The following is a 13,123-nucleotide window of genomic DNA, read 5'->3' on the forward strand; positions in this document are numbered from 1 at the left end:
GTCGAGCTGGGGCCAGACGCTCGTGCTTCGGGCCACGATCGAGCAGCCGCAGGGCGACGCCTACGTCGGCCACGGCCTGGCTCCCCTGATCGTGTTCGCCGACCCGGGCGACGGCGACGGCGACGGCCAGTGCACTTACCCCACGGGCGCGGTCGAGCCGATGGCTCTCGGCGAGGTCCTGACGCCCTACTCATGGCCGAGCGCGATCCACGGTGACGGCAGGATCACGTCCCTCGATCTTCAGCACGTCCCGTGCGCGAGCGACGAGGTCATCGACTGGAGCCCGCACGAGGTCCTGGTCTTCATCTCGATACCCGCGTGGTGACCAGCTTGCGTCTCGCACACCAGTTCGGTCGTGCAAGTGGAGCAGCAGATCCTCGACGCGGGCGCAGAGATCGTCTGGGTCCTCGAGCAAGACTCCTTCTTGCAGCCCGGCACCGCCGAGGGCTGCCGGGACTTCCTCGACGGGGCCGGGAGCACCCTGGGTTGGTGCGTGGGCGACAGCGAGACCCAGCCGATGCCGGGCACCTTCGACAACTCACCGTTCAGCGTCGGCCGCGGCTTCGACATCATCGTGCCGCGGCAGACGATGGCGATCGCGTTCACGACCAACCACGGGACGCCGGGCGGCAACGAGAACATCAGCGGCGAAGAGCTGCTGGCCGAGATCATCGCGGTCATCGAGGGCCTCGACCCCTGACCGCGCCCTCTCGCCTCGCAAGACGGCGTGTGCGATCGACGACCGCGGCTCGCGCGGGCCCGGGACGCCGCTGGCGTGGCCCCTGGGTCGCGGAGCTGCGCAGCTTGCTCGGCGCCGCTGACTCCAGGCTCGCGGGGAGGCCCCGCGGGGACGCGGCGAAGCCTCCCAGGCTCGCGGCGAAGCCTCCCAGGCTCGCAGCGAGCCCGCTCAGCTTCGCTCGGGACGACTTCAGGCTCGCGGCGAAGCCCCCCAGCTTCGGCGCCCTGCCCGAGTAGGCGCCGACGACGGTTCCTGCTACGGTCCGCGCGAGGACACCAACTGTGGCGGTCACCCGAGAAGCACTCCTGAAGTACCTGAGCAAGAAGACCCGCGCCGATCTGAGCAAGATCGACGACACCACCGAGCTGTTCTCGAGCGGGATGGTCGACTCCTTCGCGATGGTCGACCTCCTGATGTGGCTCGAGAAGCAGACGGGGGCGCGGGTCAACCCCGACGACGTCAGCATCGACAACCTCGACTCGATCGAGCGCATCCTCGCCTACGCGGCGTCGCGCAAGCGCTGAGCAGGGCCACATGAGCGCAGCCTCAAGCTCCGGCACAGCCCCCGGTATCGTCGTGGTCGGCAGCCCGCGCTCGGGCACGACCTTGCTGCGCCGGGTCCTCGACGCCCACCCCAACATCGCGTGCCCGCCCGAGACCTACCTGTTCGGCGCCGCGGCCCGCTTCCTCCACGCCGACGAGTTCGCGGCCGGGCTGCGCATCGGCGTGGTCGACGGCCTGTCCTTCGCGGGCTTCCCCGAGGACGAGGTGCTCGGGCGCCTGCGTGGGCTGGTGTTCGGCTTCCTCGAGGACTACGCCAAAAAGATCGGCAAGCCGCGCTGGGCCGAGAAGACCGCGTTTGACGCGTTCCACCTCGACGCGATCCGCCGCCTGTGCGAGGGCCACGTCAAGTTCGTGTGCATTCATCGCCACGGCCTCGACGTCGCGCTCTCGCTCGGCGACCTGGTCGCCAAGACCGGCGGCTACGTCGACGAGCTCCACGCCTACATGCGCCGCTACCCCGAGCCGCTCGAGGCCATGGCGCGGGCGTGGGTCGACGCGGCCACCGCCGTGGCCGAGCTCGCCGAGGCCAGCGACGACGCGCTGAGCTTGCGCTACGAAGATCTGACCGCGGCACCCGAGGTCGAGCTGCGCCGGGTGTTCGAGTTCCTCGACGAGCCCTACGACGAGGAGCTCCTCGGTCGGGCGCTCGCGGGCACGGGCGGGGTCGGGTTCGGCGACTGGAAGACCTACGCCCGGGCCAAGGTCGATCGCTCGAGCGTCGGGCGCTGGAAGACCCTCCCGACCCCGGTGCAGGTCAAGCTCGCGGGGATCTGCAATCCCACCCTCGAGCGCCTCGGCTACGAGCCCGTCGAGACCGAAGACGAAGACGCCGAGGAGGCGCGCCGACGCTATGAGCTCGGTCTGCTGCTCAATCGGATGAAGCAAGACAAGGGCGAGGGCGAGTAGCGCCGGGCTCGGCGCTCAGTCCTCAGTCGCCGACGGCGCCGTCGCGAATTTTTCGTCCGCGCGAGGCGCGGGCGTTCCATCGTTGCGTTTTCACGCGCGCGCCATCGACATCATGTTGAGTCTCCTGCCGAGGCGAATGCATGAAGACGTCGATTGTGGTCTCTCTAATTGCCGCCGGGCTCACCGTCTCTTGCTCGACAACTCCCCCTGACGAGTTCAAGACGCCCGAGAGGACCGACGTCCGGGTCAGCGCCGCGGTCCAGGCTGACATCGAGGGGCTCGCGGGCGTGCGCCTCGCGCTCAACCCGACGATGACCTGTGAGGGCCACTGGGACGACGCCCAGGCCGAGGGGGTGGCCACGTGGGCGGAGGTCGTCGAACTCGATCGCATGGTCTGGTCCGACGGCGCGCGGTCGAGCGAGGCGCCCAAGGGCTACACCGAGCTCCTGGCCGAGACCGTGTTCGTCGACGTGGACCCTGGCTGCTACGAGCTCTTCGCCCAGCCGGTTGACGCCGACGGCGAGCTGCTGTCTCGCTGCGTCGACAGCTCGAGCGAGATCACGGTCGAGGACCACGCCTCGCTGGCTCTGAGCCCGCAGATCCTGTGTGGTGAGACCCCGCGCATGGAGCTGAGCCCGGCCGAGGTCGAGGCCAACCTCGCGCCGGAGATCGACGCCCTGAAGGTCGCGTCGGTCGTCTCGCCCTGCGAGATCGTGAAGATCTGTGCGACGGCCCGCGACCCCGACTTCGACATGGTCGAGTTCGCCTGGCCCGAGCCCCTCGGCCTCGACCAGGGCCCGGACGCGGCGTCGTGGCCGACGATCGTCTACCACGCGTTCAACGAAGATCGCTCGGTGACGCAGTGCATCGGGGTCCAGGCCGAGGCGGCCGGATCCTACGACGTGACGGTCAACGTCTACGACCTCGTCCGCCCGCGCGCCGATGAGCGACCGAGCCGGATCGAGGAGATGTACGGCGGTCTGTCGGTCGCGACCGAGTCCGTGGAGGTCGAGGCGAGCCTCGACTGCGCGCCGACCGGACGATCGGCGGTCATCCTCATGACCCTCGCCGACGCACCCAGCGCCCCGACCCTGATTGAGAACACCCTCGCGTGGCTGGTCGAGGACGGCCCCGCGGCGCCGCGGGTGCTCGTGGTCCTCGATGACAACCACCGTGGCGAGGACGAGGGCGAGGGCGAGTTCATCCTCCAGACCCTGCTCGACGCCGGCTACGCCAGCGACTACATGCTCGAGCCGCCGACCGGGCTCGAGTTCGAGAAGCTGAGCGAGATCTACTCCGTCGTGTGGTTGGTCAACCCGAGCCACGGGATGGATGACGTCGACACCCACACCGCGCTGCTGCGCTTTCGTCAGCTCGGCGGCGGCGTGGTCCTGCAAGGCGACGACATCTCTCGCTTCCGGGCCAACCCGCGCTTCATGGAGCCGCTGACCTACCTCCGCTACGAGGGCAACGGGACCGTCGCCTGCGGCGAGTCGATCGAGGAGGGCGGCGAGACCTACCGCGTGAGCTTCTTCGAGACCGAGGGGGCGCACCCGGTGCTCGCGGGCCTCGAGGGCCAGAGCTTCTCCTACGGGGGCGACATCGATCTGACCGAGCCCCGCGACCACGGCGAGCTGGTCCTGGCCTGGGCCAGCTACGAGTCGCCGGGCTGCGTCGTGCGCACGCCAGCGGTCGTCACCCTCGATCCCGACAAGCTGACTCCCTGGTAGCGGCTCGGCTCCGCGTGCTCTCGGCTGGCCCAGCGGCTATCATCGCCGAGCTCGCCCGTGTCCGTCCTTCGTACCATCGTCCACTCCTCGCGCGCGCTCGTGACCACGGCCAAGGACGCCGCGCGCTTCCGCGAGATCGCCCAGGTGTTCATGACCCACGGCTTCGGCTGGGTCGTGGCCCAGCTGCGGCTGCGGCGAGAGCTGCAGGTCGAGCACGAGGGCGAGGATCTCGGCCGCGCGGCGATGACCAGCCCCGACACGGGCAAGCGCCTGGTCAAGGCCCTGACCACGCTCGGGCCGACCTGGGTCAAGTTCGGGCAGATCCTGTCGACCCGGCCCGACGTGCTGCCCGCGGCGATCATCGCCGAGCTCCAGACCCTGCAAGACGACGTCGAGCCGGTGCTCTTCGAGGACATCGACGGGCAGCTCCAGCGTCACCTCGGCAAGGACTGGCGGACCAAGTTCGAGTCCTTCAGCGAAGCGCCGCTGGCGTCGGCGAGCATCGGTCAGGTCCACGAGGCGACGCTCAACGACGGGACCCGCGTGGTCCTCAAGATCCAGCGCCCCGACATCCGCTCGAAGATCGAGAGCGACGTCAACATCCTGCACACGACCGCGGGCTACCTCGAAGAGGCCTTCGAAGAGGCCCACATCATGGACCTGCGCGGGATGGTCCGGGACTTCGCCAAGTCGCTCTCGCAGGAGCTCGACTACCGCGTCGAGGCCAACAACATGGAGCGCTTCCGGCGAAACTTCGCCGACAGCGAGGACGTGCGGGTGCCCGAGATCTACCGCGAGCTCAGCACCGACTCGGTCCTGACCATGGAGTTCATCGAGGGCAAGAAGTTCGACGTCGTGATCGCCGAGGGCGAGGCGCCCGACGAGCTCGCCCGTCGCTACTTCAACGTCGCCTACAAGATGCTGTTCATCGACGGCTTCTTCCACGGCGATCTCCACCCGGGCAACGTGTTGTTGATGGACGACGGGCGCCTCGGCCTGCTCGACTGCGGGATGGTCGGGCGCCTCGCGCCGAGCCGCAAAGACAAGGTCGTCGACATCATCCACGCGGTCATCAACGAAGATCTCGAGCAGCTCACGCGGACCTTCTACCAGCTCGGGATCCCGACCGTGCCCGTCGACTATGCCGCGTTCGAGAACGACTGCGTGGCGATCGCCGAGCAGTACCTGATCGGCGTGCCGCTGTCGCAGATCGAGATCGGCGAGCTGTTTCAGCGCCTCGTCGAGGGCGCGTCGCGGCACTCGCTGCGGATGCCGACCGACTTCACGATGATGTTCAAGGCGATCATCACGACCGAGGGCCTGGCCAAGGCCATCGCCCCCGACGTCGATCCGATCGAGCTCGCCCGGCCCTTCATCACCCAGATGGTGACCGAGCGCTACAGCCCCGAGCGGCTCAAGGCCCAGGCGATCCGCGACCTCGTCGCGTTCTCGGGCATGGCCCGCAGCATCCCCAACACGGTGCCGATGCTGTTCGACGACCTGCAAGGCGGCAAGCTCGCCTTTGGGGTCAACGACAAGACCCTCGAGCTTCAGCACAAGGCCGCGGACTTTCGCGTCGGCCGAGCGATTCGGGCGGCGCTGTCGATCTCACTGTTGGTCTGCGGGACGGTGGTCATCGGCGTCGAGACCCTGCCGATCGCGTTCTCGGGCATCCCGTGGCTGAGCGTGGTGTTCTGGAGCCTGGCGCTGCTGTTCAACGCGACCCTGGTTCGACACAAGGGGCTGTTGCCGCGTGATTGAAGTCGCCAAGGTAAGCGTCGACGGCCTCGAGATTGCCTACCGCGAGTGCGGCGAGGGCCGCCCGGTCCTGCTGATCCACGGCTGGCCGACCTCGTCCTTTCTGTGGCGCAACGTGATGCCGGGCATCGCCGCGCACCGCCGGGTGATTGCGATCGACCTGCCGGGCTTCGGCGACTCGTCGAAGCCGCTCGACCGCAGCTACAGCTTTCGCATGTACGAGCGCGTGCTCGACGGCTTCCTCGACGCGCTCTCGGTCGACGAACTCGGGCTGTGCGTTCACGACCTCGGCGGTCCGATCGGGCTGTACTGGGCGAGCCAAAACAGCGCCCGGATCGAGCGACTGGCGCTCTGCAACACGCTCGCGTACCCGGAGCTGTCGTGGGCCGCGAAGGCCTTCCTGGCCGCGACCGTGACCCCGGGCTTTCGCCGGGCGCTCACGAGCCAGTGGGGCCTCGCCCAGGCCCTGCGCCTCGGCGTCAGCGACCGCTCGCGCCTGCCGCCCGACGCGATCGAGGGCATCCAGCGGCCGTTTCAAACGGCCGCGGCCCGCAAGGCCCTGCTCGCCGCCGGTCGGGGGCTGAGCCAGGACGGGCTCGAGACCATCGCGAGCTGGCTGCCGCGGGTCGACGTACCCGTGCGGATCATCTACGGGGCCCGCGACCGGATCTTGCCCGACATCCGCAAGACCGTGGACCGCCTGGTGCGCGACCTGCCCCAGGCCGAGGTCAGCGTATTCGACGATTGTGGGCACTTCCTTCAGGAGGAGCGGCCCGCAGAGCTCGGTGAGCTGCTCGGTCAATTCTTCGAGTAGGGGCCGCCCCCGCGCTTCGCGGTGGAATATGCTCGACGGACCCGTGCGTCCCGAGTCGAGCCGATGACCGCTGTCCCGCGCAGGTGTTCGGGCTCGGGGTCGAGGATCAGGACACCTTCTCGGCCAAGCTGACCTCGGCGAGGTGAGCCGCTCGGTCCGGCTGACGGCGGGGTTGATCCGCAAGGCCGCGCGCGAGCGTGACGCCCAATTGAAGAAGTTGCTCAAGGCGCAGGCGCGCAAGGGCAAAACGACCCTTTGACCGCGCCACCGTGCGCGGAGGGGTCGGTCCAGGCGTTCGCGAGCAACGCTTGCTTCGCGGCCTGCGACGACGCCCACCCCTGCGCGAGCGGTGTCTGTACGCCGTGGCAAGGCGGCGGCGTGTGCCTGGCTTCGGCCTGAGTCTGGCCCGCCGAGCTCAGGCCGAGTCCGCCAACCACGCCCGGGCTTCGTCGAGGTCGAGGAACACGCGGACCGGGAAGTCGAGGGTTGTCTCGGCGTAGGCCTGGTACATGCGCGAGATGCCGAAGTCGGCGGGCCGGGCGACGACGAGGGCGGTCTGGTCGGTGCCTCGAGCCCCGCGATGGGTGCGAATGAACTCGACGAATTGCTGGACCTCCCCGGGCCTGGGGTCGAGCTGGGCTTTTCTCAGGTCCCACAGGCTGGCCATCGGGGAGTGGTAGCCTGGCTCAGCGTAGAGCGCTGCGAGGGTCTCCCGGCCGATGGTGAGGGTCAGGGGCCCATCGACTCGGACGGTGGTCAGCCTCGCGTCTTCGTCGATGTTCCACTCCACAGGCATCGCCGAGGCTCAGGGCTGGATCGCTCGCAGGTCAGTGTTGAGCACGGAGCCAGGGTACACCATCCGAACCCGGATGAACGTGCCGGACCACACGGACGCCAGGGGAGGGGGCCCCGTGGCCGTCAGTGACTCTGTCACCCCCGGCCGCGAGCGGCCGGCCGGTCGGTCGCGGCGCTCTGTCCCTCGGTGGGCTGAGATGAGCTTCGCAATCGCCTGCGTGGACCCCTGGAAGGGGGCGTTAACGCAGTTTTGTACACCGCGGGCTGCCTGTGCTGAAACATGCACGAGTCGACCCCGACCGTCGTCACCGGATGCCAGCGGGACGCCCAGCAGTCGCAGGCCTCGGCCCAGGTTTGGCCGGGTTTGGCCGGGCACGGCGATCGAGGGCCAACCATCGAGCGAGACCATGGAGTCCCGCGCGACGATCGCCGCGGGACACCAAACAGAGCCACCAGCTGCGTCGTCTTCAAACGATCGCGTCTCATTGAAGAGGCCTGCCGGATCCCTCCGTGCGCCACCGAGGCCGTCGCCAACTCGAGTCACTCACAAGCTCGCCGCGCGACTGATCCGGACCGCGTGCAGTCGGGCGAGCTGCTCGAGGTCCCCCCAGCGCGCGGTCGACATCGACGTCCGCGCGAGCAGCTCGCACTCGCGGGAGCCGCTGCCGTGGTCCAGGCCCGCCTCACCGCCCGCAACCACGTGCCAGACCACGGCGGACTCGCTCCCCAGCTCACACGGCTCATTGGGCGCCAAGATCCGCAGCGCGTCGCCCGAGTCGCCCGGGACGACCTCGAGCCGAGCGCCGAAGCGGTCGTTCGCGCCGGCCAGATCCGTGAAGCCGTCGTGGCTGTGGATCAAGCTGGCGTCCGCGTATTGAGCCAGCCCGGCCGGGGTGCCGTAGAAGACATGAACCTGTCCGGCGTCCTCGGCCGGGCCCTCGTCGTGGTCGGGGACGCCGATCGCCAGGTCGGCGCAGCCGAGGTTGTCGAAGTCGCCCGCGGCGACGCTCGCTCCGAAGTGCCCCTCGGTCTGGACGAGCTCACCGACGCTGGCGCGGCCCTCGAAGTACGCCCCATAAAAGCTGCTCAGGCCGCCCTCGGTCCCGTAGAGCACGTGCACGGTCCCGGCCTCGTGGACCCCGTCGACCGTCGCCCGCGGGCTGCCGATCGCGAGGTCCTCGCGCCCGTCGCAATCGAAGTCGGCGCTGACGAGGGTCTCGGCGAAGAAGCTCCACGGCGCGGTCGCACCGCCGAGCCCGGGGGTATCCAGATCCATGATCTGGTCGCCCGACGCGGTCAGCCCGACGCTCGAGCCGTACAAGATGTGCAAGCTCCCAGCCCCGGCGCTCCCGCTGCGCGCCTCCCCGGGCGCGCTGACGGCGAGGTCGTCGTAGCCGTCACCGTCGAAGTCGCCAACCGCGAGGCCCGCCCCAAAGAAGTCCTCGCAGTCGGCCGCGCCGAGCACCCGGTCCGTGTCCGGCGACCAGATCACTCGCTCGCCTCCGCTGACGACGATCACCCGACCCTTGCCGCAGTCGTGGTCGGGATCCGAGAACACCTCGTCGTCGTACCCGTCGCCGTCGAAGTCCGCGAGCAGCCCGGCGCCGAGGTAGCCGCCGAGCCCCCCGGCCTGAAAGATGTCCGCCAAGAAGGTGTAGGCAGAGTCGAGGTAGGCGGCGTCGTACAGATGAGCCTGGACCGCGTCGACGTCGATCGGATCACCGAAGCTCCCCTGCTCGGCCAGCGCCAAGGCCGGGCCGACGTGGGCCTCGATCGCCGCGAAGCTGACCCAGAGGTGGTTGGGCATCGGGACCAGCCCCGCCGCGACATCGAGAGGTGGGCTCAGCCCCCAGCCGCCGCAGGTCGCCCCGCCGACGCTGTGCGCCGAGCAGCTGTTGGCCCAGTCTCCTCCCCCCGCTTCGTGCACGGAGGTCGGGAGGGCCCCGACACACTCGCCGGTCCAGACCAGCTCGTCCTCGCTGTTGAAGTCGTGGCAGGGCGTCACGTCCCGTTTGGCCTCTCGCTCGATCCAGTGGATGTAGGCCGGAGCCGCCTCGTACAAATTCAAACCGTGGAGGCCGCCGCCGTTGAGGTCGCCCACGACCCTCCAGCTGTCGTCGGGGAGGCGATACATGAGCGGGCCGCCCGAGTCGCCGACCTTGGTCCCGACGCCTGGGATCGGTGTGCCGTCCCACTCGAACTCGGACTGGGTCACGAGCTGTGTCGGGCTGCCCGGCTTCGTCGCACCAAACCCGCCGAGGCCCTCGTTGTCCACCTGCACGTAGAAGGTCGGGTTGAACGAGCGCTTGTGGCCGCTGTACACGCCGGACTCGTAGCCCATGCCGACGGCGGCCGTGTCGAGGCCCGGGTAGGTGTGGTCCAGCGGCGAGCCGATGCTCGGCGCGCAGCCGCTCCGCGACTTGGACTGGATGAGCTCGCAGCTCTCGGCCACCCACAGCTCCTCCCGGATCCAGTCCCGAATGCATCCGGTCGGGGCAATCAGCGGCACCGTCGGCACGCTCGCCAACCTTGGGTAATTGGCGTCGGTCGGGTCCAGCATACAATAGGCGAGGTCGACGCCGGCGTAGTGAGGGATGCTGTTGGCGAGAATGACCGAGTCTCCGTTCGGATGCCGCATACACCCCAATTCCAGGTCGACGCTGACTGTGAACCTGTCGATGTCGGTGTCGGCGTCGCCGAAAGTCACAAAGTTCGTCTTTCCCGGGATCACGCAATGTCCCGCGGTGAGGACGACGCCGTTGCCGAGGTAAGACCCGGTACATTGGGCCGAGACCTTCACCGTAGAAGGAAACGCGCACGTTGGCACCAGCGGCGCCGAGACCGGGTCCATGGCCTCGCAATGATCGGTCGACGCAAGCAAGAACACGACGCTCGACGCGAGCGTGACGACCACGCTACGAAACACACGCAACATGCAGGCAAGCTAGCAGTCAACGCGCGAGCGCCCAGGGGGCGCGCAGATCGAGCCGCCGAGACTTCTTCGCGGCGCAGCCGGGATCAGATCCAAATCGCGGACGACATCGCGCGGCTCGCCTCGCTCGGGTGAGCGGCGCGCCGACCGGCCGGCTCACTCTTCACAGCTGGGCCGAAAGGGCACGTCGACGGGAAAGGCGATGAACAGCGGGCTCGGGTTCGAGGTACCGAGGCCGAGCTGGCCGTAGTTATTGATGCCCCAGCACCGGATCCCTTCGTCGAGCACGGCGCAGGTGTGCGTCCGGCTCAACGCCACGCTGTGCACGGGGCCCCCGACCTCGATGTCTTCGTCCGGCGGGGTGTAGAGGCGCGAGACCGTGGGGCCGTAGCCGAGCTCCCCGGGGCTGCCGTTTCCCCAGCAGCGCAGGCGCCCGCCCGCGAGCAAGACGCAGGTCTTGTGGCCGCCCATGACCACGCGCTCGACCGGCTCGCCGACGGGAACCGGGCCCATGTCCATCGGGGTCTCGTCGTCGCCAAGCCCCTCGATCGCGGTGAAGATGTCGCCGTAGCCGAGCCCGCCGTAGGCGGCGTGCTGTCCCCAGCAGCGCAGGGTCTTGTCTTCCAGCAGCGCGCACTGCGATCCGCGACCGGCGACCAAGCTCGTCGCCCGCCCGCCGAGCGGCACGTCGCCTGCTTGCGCCGGGGTCTCGTCGTCACCGATCACCTCTCCGGTTCCGTAGCCGAGGCTCCTGGAGATGCCCCAGCAGCGGACGCCGCCCGCGGCCAGCAACGCGCAGGTGGAGTAGTCGTCGCTCGCTACGAGCGCGATCGCGGGGCCCCCGAGCTCCACGTCGGGAAGCGTCGTGAGCACCTCGCTCAGCACCTCGCGCTCCCCCCGATCGACGCCGTCCCCATAACCCAACAGCGCCCCCTGTCCCCAGCAGCGAACGACGCCGCCGGCCAAGAGCGCGCAGGCGTGATCGTTGCCGCCGGCGAGCTGAAGGATGTCGCGCTCGGCGGTCAGCGTCGTCCCTTGTCGAGGCAGCAGATCGGTGCCCTCCTGGTATCCCGCGGAGAAGCTCCACCCCCAGCATTGAGCCTGACCCGAGTCGAGGATGGCGCAGCGCTCCCCGTGGCTGATCGAGTACAGCGCGCGGACCGGCGCGCCGATGTCGACGGGGCCCATGTCGCAGGGGTCTTCGTCGTCGCCGATGGGCTCGAGCTCGCCGTAGCCGAGCACGCCCTTGTAGCCGTTTCCCCAGCAGCGCAGCTCGCCGTCGCTGCGGATCGAACAGGTCGAGTAGTCAAAGCCGACGAGCTCGAGCTCGAGTTCGGTCGGGTAGGGGACCTCGTCGTCCGAGCAGCCAACGAGCGCGAGCGCAGCCACGAACACCATGGTTGACCTTCGCAGGTCGCGGCAATCACGCAACATGCAGGCAAGCTAGCAGTCAACGCGCGAGCGCCCAGGGGGCGCGCAGATCGAGCCGCCGATACTTCTTCGCGGCGCAGCCGGGATCAGATCCAAATCGCGGACGACATCGCGCGGCTCGCCTCGCTCGGGTGAGCCGCGCGCCGACCGGCCGGCTCACTCTTCACAGCTGGGCCGAAAGGGCACGTCGACGGGAAAGGCGATGAACAGCGGGCTCGGGTTCGAGGTACCGAGGCCGAACTGACCGTAGTTATTGATGCCCCAGCACCGGATCCCTTCGTCGAGCACGGCGCAGGTGTGCGTCCGGCTCAACGCCACGCTGTGCACGGGGCCCCCGACCTCGATGTCTTCGTCCGGCGGGGCGTAGAGGCGCGAGACCGAGGGGCCGTAGCCGAGCGCCCCGGGGCCGCCGTCTCCCCAGCAGCGCAGGCGCCCGCCCGCGAGCAAGACGCAGGTCTTGAGGTCGCCCATGACCACGCGCTCGATCGGCTCGCCGACGGGAACCGGGCCCATGTCCATCGGGGTCTCGTCGTCGCCGACCGCCTCGAGCGCGGTGAAGATGTCGCCGTAGCCGAGCCCGCCGTAGGCGGCGTGTTCTCCCCAGCAGCGCAGGGTCTTGTCTTCCAGCAGCGCGCACTGCGATCCGCGACCGGCGACCAAGCTCGTCGCCCGCCCGCCGAGCGGCACGTCGCCTGCTTGCGCCGGGGTCTCGTCGTCACCGATCGCCTCGCCGGTGCCGTAGCCGAGGCTCGTGGCGGTGCCCCAGCAGCGGACCCCGCCCGCGGCCAGCAACGCGCAGGTGGAGTGGAAATCGCCCGCGACGATCGCGATCGCGGGGCCCCCGAGCTCCACGTCGGGAAGCGTCGTGAGCACCTCGCTCAGATCCTCGCGCTCCCCCCGATCGACGCCGTCCCCATAACCCAACAGCGCCCCCTGTCCCCAGCAGCGAACGACGCCGCCGGCCAAGAGCGCGCAGGCATGATCGCTGCCGCCGGCGAGCTGAAGGATGTCGCGCTCGGCGGTCAGCGTCGTCCCTTGTCGAGGCAGCAGCTCGGTGCCCTCCTGGTATCCCGCGGAGAAGCCCCGCCCCCAGCATCGCGCCTGACCCGAGTCGAGGATGGCGCAGCGGTCCCCGTGGCTGATCGTGTACAGCGCGCGGACCGGCGCGCCGATGTCGACGGGGCCCACGTCGCAGGGGTCTTCGTCGTCGCCGACGGTCTCGAGCTCGCCGTAGCCGAGCAGGCCCTTGTAGCCGGTTCCCCAGCAGCGCAGCTCGCCGTCGCTGCGGATCGAACAGGTCGAGAGGTCAAAGCCGACGAGCTCGAGCTCGAGTTCGGTCGGGTAGGGGACCTCGTCGTCCGAGCAGCCAACGAGCGCGAGCGCAGCCACGAACACCATGGTTGACCTTCGCAGGCCGCGGCAATCACGCAACATGCAGGCAAGCTAGCAGTCAA

At 69.2% G+C, this 13,123-nt stretch carries 11 protein-coding genes; 7 read left to right on the plus strand and 4 right to left on the minus strand.

Translation table 11 applies throughout. The annotated features are described in order from the left end of the window. From ENSA5_RS38030 to ENSA5_RS22260, 7 genes are all read left to right on the plus strand, one after another. Positions 1–325, plus strand: a 325-nt coding sequence (locus ENSA5_RS38030) for a hypothetical protein (protein ID WP_181198030.1), incomplete at its 5' end; no start/stop codon positions are given. Between the two features lie 30 nt (positions 326–355). Beyond that, entirely contained in the window at positions 356–700 is a 345-nt protein-coding gene (locus tag ENSA5_RS22235; RefSeq protein ID WP_258182965.1) for a hypothetical protein, read from the plus strand. 320 nt (positions 701–1,020) lie between these two features. Next, positions 1,021–1,263 carry an acyl carrier protein gene (locus ENSA5_RS22240; RefSeq protein ID WP_106393700.1) on the plus strand — a complete coding sequence of 81 codons (243 nt, stop codon included), beginning with the start codon at positions 1,021–1,023 and terminating at the stop codon, positions 1,261–1,263. A gap of 10 nt (positions 1,264–1,273) precedes the next feature. Further along, a complete protein-coding gene (locus ENSA5_RS22245; RefSeq protein ID WP_106393701.1) occupies positions 1,274–2,209 on the plus strand; it encodes a sulfotransferase family protein in 936 nt (311 codons plus the stop codon). Between the two features lie 140 nt (positions 2,210–2,349). Beyond that, complete coding sequence (locus tag ENSA5_RS22250) at positions 2,350–3,939, plus strand: hypothetical protein (RefSeq protein ID WP_106393702.1); 1,590 nt, start codon at positions 2,350–2,352, stop codon at positions 3,937–3,939. Between the two features lie 57 nt (positions 3,940–3,996). Beyond that, positions 3,997–5,700: an ABC1 kinase family protein gene (locus ENSA5_RS22255; protein ID WP_106393703.1), complete on the plus strand. Its 1,704-nt coding sequence runs from the start codon at positions 3,997–3,999 to the stop codon at positions 5,698–5,700. Next, complete coding sequence (locus ENSA5_RS22260) at positions 5,693–6,511, plus strand: alpha/beta fold hydrolase (protein ID WP_106393704.1); 819 nt, start codon at positions 5,693–5,695, stop codon at positions 6,509–6,511. Before ENSA5_RS22255 ends, ENSA5_RS22260 begins: the two co-directional genes overlap by 8 nt. Positions 6,512–6,926: 415 nt before the next feature. Here the strand turns inward: ENSA5_RS22260 and ENSA5_RS22265 are convergent, their stop codons facing one another. The 4 genes from ENSA5_RS22265 to ENSA5_RS22280 all read right to left on the minus strand — a co-directional run bounded on the left by ENSA5_RS22265 (position 6,927) and on the right by ENSA5_RS22280 (position 13,103). Continuing rightward, on the minus strand, positions 6,927–7,307 hold the full coding sequence (locus tag ENSA5_RS22265; RefSeq protein WP_146155989.1) for a hypothetical protein: 381 nt from the start codon (positions 7,305–7,307) through the stop codon (positions 6,927–6,929). 543 nt (positions 7,308–7,850) lie between these two features. Beyond that, positions 7,851–10,241 (minus strand): FG-GAP repeat protein, encoded by a 2,391-nt coding sequence (locus ENSA5_RS22270; protein WP_106393706.1) that lies wholly within the window; start codon positions 10,239–10,241, stop codon positions 7,851–7,853. A 153-nt stretch (positions 10,242–10,394) separates the two neighbouring features. Then, a complete protein-coding gene (locus ENSA5_RS22275) occupies positions 10,395–11,672 on the minus strand; it encodes an RCC1 domain-containing protein (protein ID WP_106393707.1) in 1,278 nt (425 codons plus the stop codon). Positions 11,673–11,825: 153 nt separating this feature from the next. Next, entirely contained in the window at positions 11,826–13,103 is a 1,278-nt protein-coding gene (locus tag ENSA5_RS22280; protein ID WP_106393708.1) for an RCC1 domain-containing protein, read from the minus strand. Positions 13,104–13,123: the final 20 nt, after the last annotated feature.

The organism is Enhygromyxa salina, assembly GCF_002994615.1.
Lineage (GTDB): Bacteria > Myxococcota_A > Polyangia > Nannocystales > Nannocystaceae > Plesiocystis > Plesiocystis salina_A.